Source organism: Citrobacter sp. JGM124 (genome assembly GCF_018257795.1).
GTDB lineage: Bacteria > Pseudomonadota > Gammaproteobacteria > Enterobacterales > Enterobacteriaceae > JGM124.
In genome coordinates this window covers 307,199-325,259 of sequence record NZ_JAERJD010000002.1, presented here as the reverse complement: position 1 = coordinate 325,259, position 18,061 = coordinate 307,199, and the positions used below count along the sequence as shown (strand labels likewise).

The 18,061-nt window shown below is 48.8% G+C and carries 19 protein-coding genes; 12 read left to right on the top strand and 7 right to left on the bottom strand.

The window, feature by feature from the left end; translation table 11 throughout:
• Positions 1-25: 25 nt before the first annotated feature.
• Positions 26-832, bottom strand: a complete 807-nt coding sequence (gene xthA / locus JK154_RS04030) for an exodeoxyribonuclease III (protein WP_211991213.1) — start codon at positions 830-832, stop codon at positions 26-28.
• A gap of 28 nt (positions 833-860) precedes the next feature.
• On the opposite strand from xthA, the gene JK154_RS04025 reads away from it, so the two are divergent.
• From JK154_RS04025 to ves, 8 genes are all read left to right on the top strand, one after another.
• Entirely contained in the window at positions 861-1,016 is a 156-nt protein-coding gene (locus JK154_RS04025) for a hypothetical protein (RefSeq protein WP_211991212.1), read from the top strand.
• Between the two features lie 311 nt (positions 1,017-1,327).
• The gene (locus tag JK154_RS04020) at positions 1,328-2,548 is read left to right on the top strand and encodes a bifunctional succinylornithine transaminase/acetylornithine transaminase (protein ID WP_211991211.1); all 1,221 of its coding nucleotides are present in this window, start codon (positions 1,328-1,330) and stop codon (positions 2,546-2,548) included.
• Positions 2,545-3,579, top strand: a complete 1,035-nt coding sequence (astA, locus tag JK154_RS04015; RefSeq protein ID WP_211991210.1) for an arginine N-succinyltransferase — start codon at positions 2,545-2,547, stop codon at positions 3,577-3,579. The genes JK154_RS04020 and astA overlap by 4 nt, the downstream gene beginning before the upstream one ends.
• Complete coding sequence (gene astD, locus JK154_RS04010; protein ID WP_211991209.1) at positions 3,576-5,054, top strand: succinylglutamate-semialdehyde dehydrogenase; 1,479 nt, start codon at positions 3,576-3,578, stop codon at positions 5,052-5,054. Before astA ends, astD begins: the two co-directional genes overlap by 4 nt.
• Entirely contained in the window at positions 5,051-6,382 is a 1,332-nt protein-coding gene (gene astB / locus JK154_RS04005) for an N-succinylarginine dihydrolase (protein WP_211991208.1), read from the top strand. The genes astD and astB overlap by 4 nt, the downstream gene beginning before the upstream one ends.
• Before the next feature lie 11 nt (positions 6,383-6,393).
• Complete coding sequence (gene astE / locus JK154_RS04000) at positions 6,394-7,359, top strand: succinylglutamate desuccinylase (RefSeq protein WP_211991207.1); 966 nt, start codon at positions 6,394-6,396, stop codon at positions 7,357-7,359.
• Between the two features lie 249 nt (positions 7,360-7,608).
• On the top strand, positions 7,609-8,076 hold the full coding sequence (spy, locus tag JK154_RS03995) for an ATP-independent periplasmic protein-refolding chaperone Spy (RefSeq protein ID WP_211991206.1): 468 nt from the start codon (positions 7,609-7,611) through the stop codon (positions 8,074-8,076).
• Positions 8,077-8,421: 345 nt separating this feature from the next.
• Positions 8,422-8,967, top strand: coding sequence for an environmental stress-induced protein Ves (gene ves, locus JK154_RS03990; protein WP_211991360.1), 546 nt, complete (start codon positions 8,422-8,424; stop codon positions 8,965-8,967).
• 153 nt (positions 8,968-9,120) lie between these two features.
• Here ves and yddG read toward each other — a convergent pair whose 3' ends face one another.
• Positions 9,121-10,038: an aromatic amino acid DMT transporter YddG gene (gene yddG, locus JK154_RS03985; protein ID WP_211991359.1), complete on the bottom strand. Its 918-nt coding sequence runs from the start codon at positions 10,036-10,038 to the stop codon at positions 9,121-9,123.
• A gap of 167 nt (positions 10,039-10,205) precedes the next feature.
• Positions 10,206-11,033, bottom strand: coding sequence for an ammonia-dependent NAD(+) synthetase (gene nadE / locus JK154_RS03980; protein WP_211991205.1), 828 nt, complete (start codon positions 11,031-11,033; stop codon positions 10,206-10,208).
• A gap of 261 nt (positions 11,034-11,294) precedes the next feature.
• Between nadE and osmE the strand changes: the two genes are divergently transcribed.
• From osmE to JK154_RS03965, 3 genes are all read left to right on the top strand, one after another.
• Positions 11,295-11,633 (top strand): osmotically-inducible lipoprotein OsmE, encoded by a 339-nt coding sequence (gene osmE / locus JK154_RS03975; RefSeq protein WP_211991204.1) that lies wholly within the window; start codon positions 11,295-11,297, stop codon positions 11,631-11,633.
• Positions 11,634-11,843: 210 nt separating this feature from the next.
• Positions 11,844-12,083 (top strand): cell division activator CedA, encoded by a 240-nt coding sequence (cedA, locus tag JK154_RS03970; protein WP_211991358.1) that lies wholly within the window; start codon positions 11,844-11,846, stop codon positions 12,081-12,083.
• A gap of 408 nt (positions 12,084-12,491) precedes the next feature.
• Positions 12,492-13,358: a hypothetical protein gene (locus JK154_RS03965; RefSeq protein ID WP_211991203.1), complete on the top strand. Its 867-nt coding sequence runs from the start codon at positions 12,492-12,494 to the stop codon at positions 13,356-13,358.
• 142 nt (positions 13,359-13,500) lie between these two features.
• On the opposite strand, the gene JK154_RS03960 is transcribed toward JK154_RS03965, so the two are convergent.
• From JK154_RS03960 to hxpB, 3 genes are all read right to left on the bottom strand, one after another.
• Positions 13,501-14,892 (bottom strand): L-cystine transporter, encoded by a 1,392-nt coding sequence (locus JK154_RS03960; RefSeq protein WP_211991202.1) that lies wholly within the window; start codon positions 14,890-14,892, stop codon positions 13,501-13,503.
• A gap of 130 nt (positions 14,893-15,022) precedes the next feature.
• Positions 15,023-15,622, bottom strand: a complete 600-nt coding sequence (locus JK154_RS03955) for a metal-dependent hydrolase (protein WP_211991201.1) — start codon at positions 15,620-15,622, stop codon at positions 15,023-15,025.
• 202 nt (positions 15,623-15,824) lie between these two features.
• Positions 15,825-16,493: a hexitol phosphatase HxpB gene (gene hxpB, locus JK154_RS03950; protein ID WP_211991200.1), complete on the bottom strand. Its 669-nt coding sequence runs from the start codon at positions 16,491-16,493 to the stop codon at positions 15,825-15,827.
• 165 nt (positions 16,494-16,658) lie between these two features.
• Here hxpB and JK154_RS03945 point away from each other — a divergent pair, with 165 nt between their 5' ends.
• On the top strand, positions 16,659-17,195 hold the full coding sequence (locus tag JK154_RS03945) for a YniB family protein (RefSeq protein WP_211991199.1): 537 nt from the start codon (positions 16,659-16,661) through the stop codon (positions 17,193-17,195).
• Positions 17,196-17,198: 3 nt separating this feature from the next.
• Here the strand turns inward: JK154_RS03945 and JK154_RS03940 are convergent, their stop codons facing one another.
• Positions 17,199-18,059: a fructosamine kinase family protein gene (locus JK154_RS03940; RefSeq protein WP_211991198.1), complete on the bottom strand. Its 861-nt coding sequence runs from the start codon at positions 18,057-18,059 to the stop codon at positions 17,199-17,201.
• Positions 18,060-18,061 lie beyond the last annotated feature (2 nt).

Genomic DNA, 18,061 nt, shown 5'->3' with positions numbered 1-18,061 from the left:
TCAGACAGCCAGAAAGATATGAGTATTACAGGCTAAATTCAGCCCAAACAGGCGCATGATCGGATGGCTTTTCCATACTGCGAATATGGTAATCGATACCGGTAGCAGAGCAGTGCGCAGCCAGGGGCTGACTGGCCAGCAGCAGATCGATACGTAGCCCACGATTATCATCAAAGCCTTTAGAACGATAATCGAACCAGGAGAACTGGTCTTTTACTTCTGGGTTGGCAGCACGGAAGGTATCAACCAGCCCCCAGTCAAGCAGCCGTTGCATCCATTCCCGTTCTTCAGGCAAGAAGGAACATTTGCCCGTTCTTAGCCACCGTTTACGGCTGTCTTCGCCGATACCTATATCCAGATCCGTCGCACTGATATTCATATCACCCATGATAAGCACGGGGTTTTCCGGGCTGAGGCTGGTTTGCAGGTAGTTCTGTAAATCGAGATAAAATTTCGCTTTAGCGGGAAACTTTGTTTCGTGCTGGCGACTTTCTCCCTGAGGGAAATAACCATTAATGACCGTCAGTGGCCCTAATGGTGACGGGATCTCAGCCATGATGATTCTGCGCTGGGCATCCTCTGCATCACTTGGAAAACCGCGAGTGACGGAAAGGGGCTCCTGCTTAGTCAGGAGTGCGACACCGTAGTGACCTTTTTGACCATGATAAAACACGTGGTAGCCCAGTTTTGCTACCTCTTCCAGGGGAAACATATCGTCATGAACTTTGGTTTCCTGCAGGCCAATCACCTCAGGTTGATGCTGTTCGACAAGGGCCTGAAGTTGATGCGGACGAGCACGCAGGCCATTGATATTAAAAGAGACAAATTTCATGATGTTAACCAGATGATCAGATTCAGTATTGCCTGATAGTAACAGAAAAAGCGGTTTTGTGCTGGCAGATCCTCGCACTGTGCCTGTCTGGCTGGGGGGGATCGTTGATGGTTTGATAGCTGGTGTACAGGCATCGAACTTGTCGGTGCAGTCGTGGTGTGAGGCAGATTTCGCGCCAAAATGAGGCAGATGCACCTTAAAGAGGCGTAAAGGCATATATAAATCCTGAAGATGATCACAAATCCAGAATAATATTTCATTTATGCATAATATTTCTTTTTCCTGAGCATGACCTCACTCTTCACGGTGATAATATGCATTTTTCATTCACTTATAATGCATAAAGTGAATCTGTAACCTGTTGATTTTTCGCAATGTAAGTCAATGTATGCATTTTTATCACTGGCAGGCACAGATCCTGCAATCTACATTAGCAGTCATCAGGTACATTTATTTAACATAAATTAAACCCTTTGTTTACCTTGTGAGGCTATTATGTCGCAACCCATTACTCGTCAAGATTTTGATGCATTGATGATGCCAGTGTATGCCCCTGCCGCCTTTATTCCCGTAAGGGGACAGGGGGCAACACTCTGGGATCAGCAAGGTAAAGATTATATCGATTTTGCCGGGGGTATTGCTGTGAACGCCTTAGGGCATGCTCACCCGGCATTACGTCAGGCCCTGGAGCAACAAGCGGCAAAATTCTGGCATACCGGAAATGGCTACACCAATGAGCCTGTATTGAGGCTGGCGCGTCAATTGGTGATGGCTACTTTCGCAGACAAAGTCTTTTTCTGTAACTCCGGTGCGGAAGCGAATGAAGCCGCCCTGAAAGTAGCCCGCAAATACGCACATGATCACTTCGGGCCAGAAAAAAGTGGCATTGTGGCCTTTAAAAATGCGTTTCATGGCAGGACTCTTTTTACCGTCACAGCCGGCGGGCAGCCGAGCTACTCACAAGATTTTGCCCCGTTACCCCCGGATATTCATCACGCCATTTTTAATGATCTCAACTCTGCCGCTGCCCTGATTGACGATAATACCTGTGCCGTCATTGTTGAACCGGTGCAAGGTGAAGGGGGGGGCTTGCCCGCGGATGGGGAATTCCTTAAAGGCCTGCGTGAGCTTTGTGATAAGCATCATGCTGCGCTTATTTTTGATGAAGTACAGACCGGGGTTGGGCGTACTGGGGAACTCTATGCCTATATGCATTATGACGTGGTGCCAGATCTGTTATCCACAGCGAAGGCGCTAGGCGGTGGCTTCCCGATGGGCGCGTTGTTAGCCAAAGAATCCTTTGCTGATGTGATGGTCCCGGGGACTCATGGCACCACCTATGGCGGCAACCCGCTGGCTGGTGCGGTGGGGCACCGCGTACTTGAGCTGATTAATTCCCGTGAGGTACTGGATGGTGTTAAACAACGGCATCACTGGTTAGTCGGGCGCCTGCACGAAATCAATCAACGATATGGCCTGTTCAGTGAAATACGTGGCCTGGGCTTGTTAATTGGCGGTGAGCTGCGTGATGAGTACCAGGGAAAAGCGAAGCAAATTCTGTCACTTGCCGCTGAAGAAGGGGCAATGGTGCTCATTGCAGGTCCCAGTGTTATTCGCTTTGCGCCATCACTGATTATCACTGAAACCGAACTTGAACACGGGCTTCGTCGTTTTGAGCGCGCCTGTGAACGATTTCTTGGGGAGGGGCTGTCATGATGGTAATTCGTCCCATTGAGCATAACGATCTTCCGTCGCTTCTGGCTCTGGTTGCTGACACGGGGGGAGGGTTAACCTCATTACCCGCGGATGAAGAAACACTCGCCGGGCGTATTGACCGTTCAGTTAACACCTGGCAAGGCCACTTGCCTGTTTCTGAACAGGGGTATGTCTTTGTCCTGGAGGAGCCGATAACCGGGCGGGTCGTCGGGATTTGTGCCATCGAGGTGGCTGTTGGCCTGAATGATCCCTGGTATAACTACCGGGTTGGAACCCAGGTGCACGCGTCAAAAGAGCTTAATATTTACAATGCACTACCGACACTGTTTCTGAGTAATGACCACACTGGTAGCAGCGAGCTTTGCTCACTGTTTCTTGCGCCTGACTGGCGTAAAGAAGGGAACGGTTACCTGCTATCCAAGTCACGTTTTTTGTTTATGGCGGCATTTCGTGAGCGATTTAACCACCGGGTGGTGGCTGAAATGCGTGGTGTCATCGACGAGGATGGCTATTCGCCCTTCTGGCAAAGCTTGGGGAATCGCTTCTTCTCCATGGCGTTTTCCCAGGCGGACTATCTCTGTGGGACGGGTAAGAAGGCGTTCATCGCTGAACTGATGCCCAAGCACCCCATCTATACGGATTTTTTATCCCCTGAAGCACGGGCCGTAATTGGTCAGGTTCATCCACATACCGCGCCAGCACGTCATGTGCTGGAGTCGGAAGGCTTTCGTTTCCGTGACTACATCGACATCTTTGATGGTGGCCCGACCCTTGAATGTGACCTGGACCAGGTACGTGCCATTCGTAAAAGCCAGTTACAAACACTGGTCATTGGTCCTGCGGTGGATAAGCAGCAACCACTGTGCCTGGTTGCTAATGAAAGCTATCACCATTTTCGTACTGTGCTGGTACATGCTGATCCAAATGCTGAAGTTCTGACCCTGGATCCGGCAACAGCAGAAGTACTGAAATGTGAAAACGGTAGCACCCTACGTGTGGCGCGATTGTATCCTCAGGAGAGAGTAGCATGAGTCATTTCATTAAAGGTGAATGGGTAGAAGGGCAAGGTGAGCATCTCCTGAAGCATAACCCCGTTTCAGGTGCCTTGCTTTGGCAGGGGACCACCGCCAGTGAGGCGCAAGTTGTTCAGGCTTGCTGTGCTGCCCGGGGCGCTTTTGCCGGCTGGGCGAAGCGCCATTTTACTGAGCGGCAGGCGCTTATTGAACGCTTTGCCCGATTACTTGAGGCCAGTAAAGAACAACTCACCGAGATTATCGCCGAAGAGACCAGTAAGCCGCGCTGGGAAGCGGCCACTGAAGTCACGGCAATGATTAATAAAATTGCTATTTCAATTAACGCTTATCATGCCCGTACTGGGGAAATACAAACCCCGATGGGGGAAAGTGCCTCGACGCTACGTCATCGTCCCCATGGTGTGCTGGCGGTATTTGGCCCTTATAACTTCCCAGGACACTTGCCCAATGGTCATATTGTTCCAGCTTTACTGGCCGGCAATACACTGGTATTCAAACCCAGTGAGTTAACCCCCGGAACAGGGGAGCGAGTGATGCAGTTATGGCAACAAGCCGGGATCCCTGCGGGGGTGCTGAACTTGCTACAAGGAGGAAGCGCTACGGGACGCACCCTTTCTCAGCAACCGGAACTGGATGGCCTGCTCTTTACAGGCAGTGCGGGTACCGGGTATCAGTTACATCGCCAGTTTGCCGGGCAGCCAGAGAAAATTCTGGCTCTGGAAATGGGGGGGAATAATCCCCTGATTGTGGACGACCCCGGGGATATTGATGGCGCTGTTCATATCGTTATTCAGTCGGCCTTTATCACAGCCGGGCAGCGTTGTACCTGCGCCCGTCGTCTACTGGTGAGGCAAGGCGCGAAAGGGGACGCGTTGATCCAGCGACTGGTTGAGGTAGCGTCCCGCATACAACCCGGAGAGTGGGATGCCAGCCCCCAGCCTTTTATGGGGGGAGTGATAACCCCACACGCGGCGGAGCAAGTGCTGGCCGCGTGGCAGCGTCATACCGTGCGTGGTGGCAAAGCATTGCTGGTTCCTCAACAGGTAAATCCGCAGAGCTCACTCCTGTCACCAGGAATTATTGAACTCAGTGGTGTTAAATCAGTTCCGGATGAAGAAATTTTTGGACCCTTACTGGCGGTTTATCGCTATCGTGACTTTGACGAGGCGATTACCATGGCGAATGATACCCGCTATGGGCTGGCCTGTGGCCTTATCTCTCCTGACAGGGATAAATTTGAGCAACTGTTGCTGGAAGCGCGAGCCGGGATTGTTAACTGGAATAAGCCGCTGACAGGGGCGGCGAGTACCGCACCCTTTGGCGGTATTGGCGCATCCGGTAATCACCGTGCCAGTGCCTGGTATGCGGCAGACTATTGTGCCTGGCCTATGGCGACACTGGAAAGCCCGGATATCGCTTTGCCCAATAACCTCGGACCCGGGCTGGATTTTAGCCATAAGGAGAAGGCATGAAGAAAGCGTACGAGGCTAACTTTGACGGGCTGGTTGGGTTAACACATCACTACGCAGGTTTATCCTTCGGGAATGAAGCCTCAGCGCGTCATAAACATCAGGTTTCTAACCCCAGGCTGGCGGCACGGCAAGGACTGGCGAAGATGAAAGCCCTGGCGGATGCGGGGTATCTCCAGGGCATTATTCCCCCCCAGGAACGCCCTAATGTGGCGCTTTTGAGGCAAACCGGATTCACTGGCAGCGATGTGCAGATCATTGAGAAAGTCGCTAAACAAGCACCCTGGTTGCTCTCAGCCGTTAGTTCAGCGTCTTCTATGTGGGTGGCCAATGCAGCGACGGTTGCCCCCTCGGCAGACACACTGGATGGCAAAGTACACCTGACGGTCGCCAATCTTAATAATAAGTTCCATCGGGCCTGCGAGGCGCCAACCACCGAGCGCCTGTTAAAGGCTATCTTCCGTGATGAGAAAGTTTTCTCGGTGCACAGCGCCTTGCCTCAGGTTGCGATGTGGGGAGATGAAGGCGCAGCCAATCATAATCGTTTAGGAGCGGAATACGGGGCTGCGGGGGTGCAGTTGTTTGTGTATGGTCGGGAAGAGGCGAACCCGCAGAGAGCACCACAACGTTACCCCGCCAGGCAAACTCTGGAGGCCAGCCAGGCAGTGGCACGGCTGAATCAAGTCAGGCCGGAGCAGGCTATTTTCGTTCAGCAAAACCCCGGGGTGATTGATCAGGGGGTATTCCATAACGATGTCATCGCCGTGACTAATCGGCACGTTCTGTTTTGTCATCAGCATGCTTTCCTGAACCAACAAATACTGTATGCCCACCTTCGTGAAAGCGTTCCGGGATTTATTGCCATAGAAGTCCCGGCGGATCAGGTGTCCGTCAGTGATGCGGTGAATACTTACCTGTTTAACAGCCAGTTGTTAAGCCGGAACGATGGCACTATGGCCCTGGTCTTGCCTGAAGAGTCTCGCCAGCACCCAGGGGTCTGGAGGTATCTTAATCAACTTTGTGCGGCAGATAACCCCATTGAGCATTTACAGGTTTTTTCGCTACAGGAGAGTATGGCCAATGGCGGGGGACCGGCCTGCCTGCGTTTGCGTGTGGTACTGAATGAGACGGAGTTGGCGGCGGTCAATCCCGCAGTAATGATGAATGAACAGTTATTTATCCGGTTGAATTCGTGGATCGACCGCTGGTATCGCGATCGTCTGACGGTGGCTGATTTAGCGGATCCATTGTTACTCCAGCAAGGGCGCGATGCCCTTGACGAACTCACACAAATACTTGACTTAGGTTCGGTCTATCCTTTTCAGCAGTAGCAGGGGGCATCATGGTCAGTTTTTTAACGCAAACGCTGGTGGGACAACGGCCATCCGTGACCACCGGAGGCAACAGTCACGGGGTATGGCAGTGGTGGGAGGAAGGCGTGTTAACCTTTACCCCTCATAAGGCGGTAGACCAGGCGTTACTGCTATCCACCGGAATTCATGGTAACGAAACGGCCCCCGTTGAGTTATTGATGCCCTGGGTGGACAATTTACTGTCTGGAAAGACCGGGGTGGCCTGGCGTTTGATGGTGGTGTTAGGCAATCCCGCAGCCCTGCGTGAACAAAGGCGCTATGTGCATACGGATATTAACCGCCTGTTTGGGGGGCGTTGGCGACAGCATCCTGACAGCACGGAAAGGGAACGTGTTCAGATCCTGGAGCAGATGGTTCATCGTTTCTGGCATGCCGGGGCAGAGTCTCGCCGTTGGCATCTGGATATGCATACCGCGATTAGAGACTCCTTTCATCCTCGTTTTGGGGTATTGCCGTTTCGTGCTGATACTTATGATACTGAATTTCTACGCTGGTTGGGCAGTGCCGGGCTGGAAGCGTTAGTCTTTCATCAGCAGCCAGCCGGAACCTTCAGTCATTTTACCAGCGAGCGCTTTAATGCCAGTAGTTGTACCCTGGAACTGGGTAAAGCCCGCCCGTTTGGTGATAATGACCTGACGGCGTTTACTGAGACACACCATGCCCTTGAAGCATTACTGGCGGGAGCACCTATTCCTGATGTGGCCACTGAACCTCAGCGTTATAGGGTGACGCAACAAATGATTCGCCAGTCACCTGACTTTATTTTACACATGGCGGAGGATACGTGGAATTTTACCCCCTTCATGAAAGGCACCTGCCTGGCGGAAGATGGGGTGAGGCAAAACTGCGTTGAAAAAGAGGAGGAGTATGTGCTATTCCCTAATCCCAATGTGGCATTAGGATTGCGGGCGGGTTTAATGCTTGAAAAAATCTGAGTATGGTGAAATTATGCGCCATTGCGTTTTTATCGGCACAATGCCGCGCTTTGTGTACCCACGATTATCTGCATGTTGTTGCAATTATCTGCCTTTTTATCCTTATTATCTTCACAATTCTTCCGAATTTAGTTTTTTATTTTCAATGCTTTACCTTGCCTTCCGTTCTGCTGACGCTTTATCCGTTAGAATGATATTCGACAAGCGGCATCATGCTGCACAGATAAATGAACCGAGAAGGATAAAAAGATGAAAAAGTTAACCGCTATCTTTATGGCATCGACCCTGGCTCTGGGAGCCGTTAATCTGGCACATGCAGCGGATAACATGCCGCCAGAAGGTGCGCCAATGCATCATAAAGGTGGGCGTGACGGTGGCCATGAACATATGTTTAAAGGGCTGAATCTGACTGATGCACAAAAACAACAAATTCGCACAATCATGCAGGAAAAGCATGGGCAGATGAAGGACGCCCGGAAAGATGAAAAACGGGCCCTGCATGATTTGGTGGCCAGTGACAGCTTTGACAAAGCGAAAGCCCAGGCTCAGGTGGATAAAATGTCTGAGAATTATAAAACCAGAACGTTATCACACCTTGAGACTCAGAATAAAATCTATAACATTCTGACCCCTGAGCAGAAAAAGCTGTTCAATGACAAGTTTGAGAAACATCTGAAAGAAAGTTCTCAGCGTCAGGATAAAATGCCACCACAGTAACAACAAACTGACAAAATTTAAGACCGTCACTGCTGTCCACGCCGCGAAGTTTGCTGTGGACAGCCGTGGCGGTTTTTTCATTCTGCTCCTGTAGTTCCGCTCTTTTCCTGTGCTTTCCCTACCCAGTTGACATGACATTCCGCCAGATACTGATACTTATCAGCAATGGTCGGTTCGCGGGTTTCTCACCTTGCCAATATCTGGCATTATAAGTTGGTACAGTTTGCAATAATTATAAATAATAACGGCATGGTGCCGCGGTTGGCGGCCATAATAAAAAATTCACACCTGCCGATAAACATGATTATAGCCTTGCTCATTAAAGGATATTCACCAGGAGTGATGATGGATTTTTTTGACCTACAAAAAGTACCGGTTAGCCTTTGGCGCAATGGTGCCGGAGAAACCCGGGAAATTTGCTGCTTTCCCGCCACGGGAAAAGATTTTAACTGGCGTGCCAGTATTGCTTCTATTGCCAGCAGTGGCGAATTCACTGTTATCCCTCAGATTGATCGCGTCATCACCATGCTGGAGGGCAGTGAGGTCGTGCTTGATGGGGGGAGCGCATTCCGTCATACATTGAAGCGATATCAGCCCTTTGCTTTTGCGGGTGAACAGCCTGTAAAAGCAGAGCTGAATCAGGGGATGTCGCTTGATTTTAATATTATGACGCGCCGTGACCGTTGCCGGGCGCGAGTCAGGGTTGCAGACCGCACATTTAAAACGACGGCCTCACGTGGTGGCGTTATTTTTGTCCTCAGTGGCGAATGGCAGCTGGGAGATAAGCTATTAAGGCGGGATCAGGGGGCCTGGTGGGGAGAGGGGAGCCATACACTGCGTTTACTGAAGAGCGAAGGGCAACTACTGTTTAATGAAATAACCTATCTTTAATGGCCATGCCCCGGCAGCACGCCAGAGACCCTCACCGGCGTTAATCAGCGGCCACTCTCACCCCGTCATCAACAGGACTACAGAGTGGCGGCCAGAAAAATACCCGATACCCGGCACATAATAAATCCCCACGGGTTAAATCAGCTGGTGTTGTTATGGCTCCTGGGGCTGACTGGGTGATGCACTGTAATTGCGCGTTGCCAGCCAGCAAATCAGTGATCCGCCCACCACCATCATAACCCCTTGCCAGAATGGCAATCCAGGGCGCAGACCAAGCCACAGACTGGCGATGAGCGCCGAACTCACCGGGGTAAAATAGGATGTTGTTGCCAGCAATGTCATATTGCCCCGCTGTATTCCCAGGTTCCATGCAGAGTAAGCCACTGCCGTTGAAATCCCCATAAACAGTAACTGGAGTGTTGCGCTGACAGAAAAGCTAATAGGGGGCTGTTGAGTCACGGAATATTTTATCCATAACACGATGGCTGTGGCGCAAAAGAATAAGTTAACGCCACTGTGACCCTCGCTAATACGGCGTGTCAGATTACAGTACAACGCCCAGGCGATTGCCGCCGTAAAGGCTAAACTATAAGGCAGTGGGTTGCGTTCAATATTGTGCCACATTGCTGGCAGGGAACCGCCGCCGCTATCCTGCATCACCAGCATAACGCCTGCGAGGGTCAGTATCAGTCCGGGCCAGAGCCAGACACGACTACGCTGACCATTAATAAACAGCGACATCACAATGGTCAGGCAGGGCCAGAGATAATTAATTAATCCCAGCTCCAGTGCCTGAGCTCGCGTTTCGGCCAAACCTATAGCCAGAGCGAAGCAGATCTCATAACAGACAAAGAGGATCCCACCAGACCATAAATAACGCCGTGGGATTATGCTGATTTTTGGCAGTCCCTGGGAAACAGACAGGCAGATGGCACTGACCGTATAAATCAATGCAGCACCACCAGTTGCACCAAAGTGTTCACTGATGCTGCGTAGCAGACCGACTGACGTACTCCACAACAGAATAGCGATCAGACCAATCGCCGTGGAACGAGAAGATGAGCTCATAATTATCTCTAAAACAACCAGTAAGGCAGAACGGACACCGCACAGACGTTTTTTTCTGTATTTTAACTGCCCCGTATTCACGGAGCCGGTTACCAGAACACTGGGGGGGATATCGGTTATTCAGATGAAGGTTGCCCAAGGCTGATAACAGACTTGGGCAAACAGAAAATTTATTTCTTCCAAAAATCATCAAAAACGGTGATGGGCAAACGGCGCTTATGTTCCGTTTTCAGATACCAGTTTTCAATAGTTTTTTGACTGGCTGCATCCAGTTGCTTACCTTCCAGGTAATCATCGATCTGTTGATAGGTGACACCCAGGGCCACTTCATCAGGCAGTGAGGGTCTGTCATCTTCCAAATCAGCCGTGGGCGTTTTTAAGTAGAGGTGCTCCGGGCAGAGCAATGTTTTCAGCAGGGTTTTACCCTGGCGTTTATTCAGGCGGAAAATGGGATTGATATCGGTGCCCCCATCGCCATATTTGGTATAAAAGCCGGTAATGGCTTCTGCGGCATGGTCAGTTCCGACCACCACACCTTGTTTCATACTGGCAATGCTGTATTGCGCTTTCATTCGTTCACGGGCTTTTTCATTGCCTCGCGCAAAATCACTCAGCTCAATACCTGCATCGCGTAGCGCCTGTTCACTGGCGAGAACGGCGGCTTTGATATTGACCGTCAGTACGTTATCGGGCTGGATAAAATTGATGGCATCCTGGCAGTCGCTTTCATCAGCCTGGATACCAAAAGGTAAACGTATCGCAAAGAATTGATAGCCAGTGTCCCCGGTTTCAGCGCGCAGCTCACTGATAGCTATCTGGCAAAGTTTACCGGTAAGGGTTGAGTCCTGACCGCCACTGATACCAAGCACCAGTGATTTGATAAACGGATAGGTGGTCAAGTAGGACTTTAAGAAGTTCACGCTCAGACGGATCTCTTGGGCGCTATCTATCTCTGGCTTAACCCCTAATGCCTGAATAATTGTCTGTTGCAGACTCATTAATACCTCCGGTTGCGGATTACCTGCAACGTGCAGGTATAAACCTCCGAACAGTAAAGCTACCTGTTTGTCACTAAAACGACAAGCTGCAAGCGGTTAACGCCGCCCCTCGGCGTTATTTTTAATATGTTTCAGAACGAAAACTTATATGTTGTGCACGGAATTTATACTTATCAGCACCAATAAGTTGAAAAATAGCCTTTTCTATTCCAGGCTAATAAGCAGTTTTTACGTAACAGACCAACAGAATAAGGACATATCATGAACAAGAAATTTGCTGCTTTGATCGCAAGTGCTGCATTGGTTAGCCTGCTGGCAGGGTGTACGGCCTATGATCGTACCAAAGACTTAGTCACGGAACCGGTGGTCAAAGATGTGAAAAAAGGCATGAGCCGTGATCAAGTCCTGCAACTTGCAGGGAAACCTGCATCAGAGGTGACACTGACTCATGCCCGGGGGTCTTGTCAGACGTATATCCTTGGTGAACGTAACGGCAAGATTGATACCTACTTTGTCGCGCTGAATGATACCGGGCATGTGATGAACTCAGGCTATCAGACCTGTGCTGAATATGACACTGATCCACAGGCGAAAAAGTAGTCCCCGAAATACGCGACAACGGTCACCCAGTGGGTGGCCTTTTTTGTGCCCGCCACTCTGACTGTAGCGTGAAACCATGTGATTATTCCTGGCATGATCGGGTAAGGCGCATCACGCAGAAAATGTATTGAGACACCGCACTTCAAGGACGGCTCATTTCCCGGTATTATAGCCATGTCGTTTCCTGAACTTATTAAATCATTGTTACTTATGAAACCACTACGCCAGGCAAGCACTCGCCCAGTTATTAGCTACAAGCCACGAGTTGAACCCAGCCCGCCAGTTCATGCACAGCGGCTGGAAGGGTATCAAGATGTGTATCAAATACGGGGGCAGTATGTGGCCTTTGTATTGTTGGGGGATACGTTCAAACAGTCCCCTGTTTTTGCGTATCCCGAATCAGCACAACGCTGGGCTAATCAGACAAGGCAGGATGGCGAGGACTGGTAATTACCCATACGGGTTACTGTCAGAAAATAGCGTTAATGCAGTAAGTGCTCGTCAGATGCATTGATTCTTTATTACCATTCCCTTTGTCTAACTGTTGTTTTGATTATTCAGGCAATGCTGAGGGTGGGGTATTGACCCACCGTTTTCCTGTTCACCCATAATAAGAATACCTCGTCCAGGAATATGGAGATTGAACGAGCGAATTATGTAATCATCTCATTGGCTGTACTTTTTAAAAAATAACATTCGCAGCGAAGTATATTTAATTTCAGGACCAGTATGAGATATCAGTATTCAGATAATGGCGATTTTAATAAGTAATTCCCCCTGACTCCACCTATATTATCTCCATCACACATCTGTGACGATAATTGATAATAACGTGATATTGTTTCAAGGAGCAGAGCTATGTCATTTAGTGTTGGAAGTGGTTTCCTCAATGCAGAAATTAGCCTTGAACGATTACATAATATAAAGGAAAACGCATTACCACCAGAGATGAGTCTATGGGAGAAAATCAAACACTTTTTTTGTTCAACTCGCCAGGATGAGGCACTTAACTGTATCTACCGGCTCTACCATCATGAACAGTTTCAAATGTCTGAACAAGATATCAGAGAGACGTTTATTCAGTTGAAGCAGTTAGCTTCACCAGGGTGCAGGAATAGATTTATTATCGACAGAAATAACGATAACGACATCTATAAAATTAATGAAGAGGTCATTCTTTCGCGACCCAGAACTGACGATATTCATCGTACAACCCAGAATGATTGGAGCGATTGTGACGAAGTGGATGATGACTGGCATGACTGCACTGAAACTGACGACGTTTGGCACGACTGCATGAATGAATATCCGCCAGCACCACCAGAGCAGCAGAGCATTTCAGTCAGGCATCAGGCCATTTTAGTATCAGAAAGTATTACCGCCGAACAGAAAAAAAAATTACTGGACAACCATTATTTTCATTCGGTGATCGATCTGTTAGACAGGATGCAGGTGAGAGTGGAAACTATCGGCAGGCATAAAATCATTGCTAAAGTTGGATATTTTAAATCCATTTCATTAGCAACAACAGGTGCGCGGATCATGGCTAATATCAATTCACCCAATGCAAATATCAACAGTCTGAGAAAAGATATTGCCACCGTGCTGAATGCCCCCGGCGTATTAGATATTATTCCACCAGACATCATTAATGAACCTGAATTTAATTTTATTAAACACTACAGTATGCAGGTGCTAAATAGCGAATTTCGACAGATGGTTTGATTTAAGATAAAAAGTGATTTTTTTAAATACTAAATAACCCCCCTGTCAATACACTATTGGCAGGGGGGATTAATGGCTGTTTCAGATATGGTGGCTTTTATTCTTATAAAACCACCATTCCACTTAACATGATGAATGCCAATTAGCGCTGAACCAGTTCGACATCATCTTCACTGTTAAGAATCGATTTATCTGTCTGGCGCATTAACTGACTGGTGATCGTGCCCGCAGTCATCGAGCCACTTACATTAAGTGCGGTTCTGCCCATATCAATTAATGGCTCAACAGAGATCAGTAAGGCGACCAGCGTAACGGGTAACCCCATAGCAGGTAAGACAATCAGCGCTGCGAAAGTCGCCCCCCCGCCAACACCGGCCACACCGGCAGAACTGATAGTGACAATACCGACCAGGGTGGCAATCCACAATGGGTCTAAAGGGTTAATTCCCACCGTAGGGGCAACCATCACCGCCAGCATTGCCGGGTACAGCCCGGCACAACCATTCTGACCAATAGTGGCACCAAAAGAAGAAGAAAAACTGGCGATAGATTCAGGGATACCTAAGCGACGCGTCTGGGTCTCAATATTCAATGGAATACTGGCGGCGCTGGAACGACTCGTGAAGGCAAAGGCCAGTAACGGTCCTGCTTTACGGAAGAATTTGAGTGGACTCACACCAGTGAGGGCCAGCAGTAATCCGTGAACCACAAACATGATGCCCAGGCCAAGATAGGATGCTACAACGAAACTGCCCAGTTTAATAATATCTTCAATATTGGAACTGGCAACCATTTTGGTCATCAGTGCCATAACGCCGTAAGGTGTCAGCTGCATCACCAGACGGACCAGTTTCATTACCCAGCTCTGAATCACTTCTATTGCCATTAAGGCGCGTTCACCTTTTGGTGCATCATCTTTGAGCAGTTTAAGTGCGGCAATACCAAGGAATGCAGCAAAAATGACGACACTAATAATCGATGTCGGGTTGGCTCCCGTCAGGTCGGCAAACGGATTCTTCGGCACGAATGACAGAATCAGCTGTGGTAAGGTTAAGTCAGAAACTTTCGAGATGTAATTAGACTCAATGGCTGCCAGGCGAGCATTCTCAGCTGTGCCTTGTACCAGGCCTGATGCGGTCAGACCAAACAGATTGGTCACCAGAACACCAACCAATGCGGCAATCAGGGTGGTAAACAGCAGTGTTCCTATGGTCAGAAAACTGATCTTACCCAGTGACGACGCATTATGTAATTTTGCCACCGCACTCAAAATAGAGGCGAAGACCAGTGGCATGATGATCATTTGCAGTAACTGAACATATCCATTACCAACAATATTAAACCACTGAATAGACTCTTTGATTATCGGGCTGCCAGCACCGTAAATAACGTGTAACCCAAAACCAAACAATACGCCGATCACTAAACCGACCAGAACCTTTTTTGCCAGGCTCCACTGTTTCTTGCTGCTTTGCGCAAGTAACAATAGCAAAACGACGAACACCGCAATGTTCGCTATAAGCGGAAAGCTCATCCCAATATCTCCTGATTTATTGTTATACAGCGGAATATCATGCTGTATTTACATGATATATTATCAGAAGCAAATGGCCGGCTATATACTCAAAAGTAATTGATTATACCCAAAAGTGATAGTTTATTTTTCACTCAAATCGTTGGCTTAATAAACTATTAAAGGTTGTCTGCAATGAATTAATCATTTGGGATGACCAGCGTACAACATGGTTTTCTGGAACATTATGAGGCATCCAGACGGCAAAACTGAATAGAGCCATGCATAATACACGTTCCAGCTGGTTCCCTTTTTGCGGCCTGATAATCGGGAAACGAAAGCGCCAGCGGCAGGGCCATAATAATGGAACCCCAGCAGGGGTAAGCATGTCGGCGATGATGTGGCTGACATAACCCAGCACCATCCCCTGCAGGGCATCAGCGGGAATAATACCGTTGTCAGGGACATTAATATAACATAAAGCCAGCCCCGCGAAGAGGGCGAGCAGGCTATGGGTAAAGCCACGATGCCCAAACATTCGAGCCACCGGCTTTGATATCCACTTTACTCGTTGCCCAAGAAATGATTTAGGGTGATCGATATCAGGCAGCAGGCAAGTCAAAATGGCTGAAGGAATGATGTGCCACCAGTCTCCATGTGCCAGGACAGGCGTCAGTTCAGCATTTTTAGCAAATACCGCAAGTGAAATCGAAAAAAGCAGGTGGCCTTCCGCCGTCATAGTACAACCCAAACAAGAACTGTCGATTCGTCCAGTATAGGGTTTTTATACAGTATACGAAAGAGGTGACGCTGTAACATTTCATTTGAAAGGTGCCAAATAACAAAGAGTAAGTTATTCCAGGGGCGCCAACGATCACCAGGCAGAAAATAGCAGAAATACTGTTTTCATTTTTCCGGTCTGAAATGGGGTGACCAACACCCCGTTCCTTATATTAACCGGCTAAATCATTAGCAGAGAGTTGTTCCAGTGAGTTGAGCTTGATCTCTGCCAGGCTCCAGCGAGGATCATTACGGCTTTCAGTAACGGGGACCACAATGGATCGCATGCGGGCGGCTTTACAGGCAATCATGCCATTAACTGAATCCTCCAATGCGACACAATGCAGAGGAGAAACTTCCAGTTGCGCGGCGGCATTCAGATAAACTTGTGGATGGGGTTTACTGTAGGGGAGATGTTCGGCGGAAGCGAGAGTATCAAAATAGCTGCGCAGCTTAAAAATATCTAATACCCGTTCCAGCATCGGCAGCGGGGAGGCTGAAGCCAGGCCCACCTTCAGTCCCTGTTCTTTGCAGAGAGTCAGGGCGTGTTCTACACCGGGCAGGAGCGGGCGTCTTTGTTCCACTAATTCAACGACTCGCTGGATAACACGGGCGGTGACTTCCGCACAAGAAGGACCGCGCCAGGGGGCCAGGTTAAACCACAGATCAACCACCACATCAATACGCAACCCCCGGGTCTCTGAGAGCTCATGACGTCTTGAAACATCAACCCCTAAAGTAGACATGATTTCGTATTCAGCTAATTCCCAAAGTGGTTCAGAATCAATCAGTAAGCCATCCATATCAAAAATTGCTGCATGGATCAGGTGCGTGCTTGCCATCAGAGATCTCCCTTGGTCAATATCATTCAACGTTTTTTAAAATTCAGCCCTCAGACAATACAACACTCTGTCACTTTTGCGAATTTAACCTGTAAAGCCTGGGCGAAAAGAGGGATACAAGGTAGAATTCAACTGACATGTTACGTCTTTAATAAAGGGGAGTTCATGACGTATCAACAATCTGGACGTATTGCCTGGTTAAAACGCATTGTTGGTTGGGTGATTTTTATTCCTGCGTTGCTTTCAACATTAATTTCTGTAATGAAATTTATGTATGCACACAGCGAGAAACAAGACGGCATCAATGCGGTAATGCTGGACTTTATTCATGTAATGATTGACATGATTCGTTTCAATACACCGTTCCTGAATGTATTCTGGGAAAATTCACCCGCAGTGGATTTCCGTCATCAGGCTAACATCACTTTTTGGATCGTTTTTGCCTTGATTTTCATTGGTCTGGCGCTCAAAGATTCGGGCGCAAGAATGGCAAGACAGGCAAAATTTTTACGAGAGAGTGTCCAGGATCAGCTGATTATTGAGCATGCTAAAGGTGAAGAGGGACTGAGCAAGCAGCAACTTGATGCGAAAATTAACGCCCCTCATCACACTTTTTTGGTACAGATCTTCCCGCTCTATATTTTACCGGTCATTGTGCTGGTCATCGGCTATTTTTTCTTCCGTTTGCTGGGCTTTATCTGATAGTTAACGGGACAAAACCTGCCGTAGTTTTTCCTGGGCAACCGCAATATTCGTCCCGCCAAAAACGACAGCCCGATTTATCAGCGTATAAAGCTGATAAATTGGCTGTCTTTCAATAAATCCCGGAGGCAGGGGGGAGACAGACTGGTAACCATCATAAATATGTGGCGGCTGGGCAGGGGACAAGGGCAGCATCGCTAAATCACACTCTCTGTCGCCCCAGTAACAGGCAGGATCGTAGATAAAGGGTCCATCAGGCCCTTGAGCACAATTGTTGGCCCACAAATCGCCATGCAGCAAAGAGGGTTGCGGCTGATGCGAGGCAAGGGCCTGTTTTATGTTATCAACAATGGTGTCTATGTCCCCGAATTCGATACCTTTTTCAGCAGCGATTTCCAGCTGCCAACCGATGCGTTGCTCGGCAAAAAAGGTCGACCAACGGCGTTGCCACATATTCGGCTGTAACGTTGTTGACAACGCATTGTCGAAGTCGAGACCAAACTGGGGCTGATCACTCCACTGATGAAGGTGTGCCAACTGCTGTCCAAGTTGATAGGCACTGTGGTGATCTAAAGATTTTACCGGGAGATATTCCAGCAGTAAGAAACTGTTATCCCTGTCGGAACCTGTTGCCCAAACAGCAGGCACTCTGACGGTGTTACTGCGAGCCAGTAGAGAGAGTTGATCCGCCTCAGCAATAAATAGCGGTAACATCTCATGGCTGTCACTTTTGACAAAAATTTCATGCTGTCCATAATGCAGGTGCCACGTAGTGTGGTTCTGAGCTCCTGGCACCGGCGTTGGCGGTAAGGCCCTGGCTTCACCTAACTGTTCGCCTAATAAACGATGAATGGCTTGCCACATGT

Excerpts from the sequence above, each read along its gene's own strand:
- astB (WP_211991208.1), top strand. The coding sequence starts at position 5,051 with ATGAAGAAAGCGTACGAGGCTAACTTTGACGGGCTGGTTGGGTTAACA.
- JK154_RS03945 (WP_211991199.1), top strand. The coding sequence starts at position 16,659 with ATGACGTATCAACAATCTGGACGTATTGCCTGGTTAAAACGCATTGTT.
- JK154_RS03960 (WP_211991202.1), bottom strand. The coding sequence starts at position 14,892 with ATGAGCTTTCCGCTTATAGCGAACATTGCGGTGTTCGTCGTTTTGCTA.
- astD (WP_211991209.1), top strand. The coding sequence starts at position 3,576 with ATGAGTCATTTCATTAAAGGTGAATGGGTAGAAGGGCAAGGTGAGCAT.
- hxpB (WP_211991200.1), bottom strand. The coding sequence starts at position 16,493 with ATGGCAAGCACGCACCTGATCCATGCAGCAATTTTTGATATGGATGGC.
- JK154_RS04020 (WP_211991211.1), top strand. The coding sequence starts at position 1,328 with ATGTCGCAACCCATTACTCGTCAAGATTTTGATGCATTGATGATGCCA.
- xthA (WP_211991213.1), bottom strand. The coding sequence starts at position 832 with ATGAAATTTGTCTCTTTTAATATCAATGGCCTGCGTGCTCGTCCGCAT.
- JK154_RS03965 (WP_211991203.1), top strand. The coding sequence starts at position 12,492 with ATGTCATTTAGTGTTGGAAGTGGTTTCCTCAATGCAGAAATTAGCCTT.
- cedA (WP_211991358.1), top strand. The coding sequence starts at position 11,844 with ATGAAACCACTACGCCAGGCAAGCACTCGCCCAGTTATTAGCTACAAG.
- astA (WP_211991210.1), top strand. The coding sequence starts at position 2,545 with ATGATGGTAATTCGTCCCATTGAGCATAACGATCTTCCGTCGCTTCTG.
- ves (WP_211991360.1), top strand. The coding sequence starts at position 8,422 with ATGGATTTTTTTGACCTACAAAAAGTACCGGTTAGCCTTTGGCGCAAT.
- astE (WP_211991207.1), top strand. The coding sequence starts at position 6,394 with ATGGTCAGTTTTTTAACGCAAACGCTGGTGGGACAACGGCCATCCGTG.
- spy (WP_211991206.1), top strand. The coding sequence starts at position 7,609 with ATGAAAAAGTTAACCGCTATCTTTATGGCATCGACCCTGGCTCTGGGA.
- JK154_RS03940 (WP_211991198.1), bottom strand. The coding sequence starts at position 18,059 with ATGTGGCAAGCCATTCATCGTTTATTAGGCGAACAGTTAGGTGAAGCC.
- osmE (WP_211991204.1), top strand. The coding sequence starts at position 11,295 with ATGAACAAGAAATTTGCTGCTTTGATCGCAAGTGCTGCATTGGTTAGC.
- nadE (WP_211991205.1), bottom strand. The coding sequence starts at position 11,033 with ATGAGTCTGCAACAGACAATTATTCAGGCATTAGGGGTTAAGCCAGAG.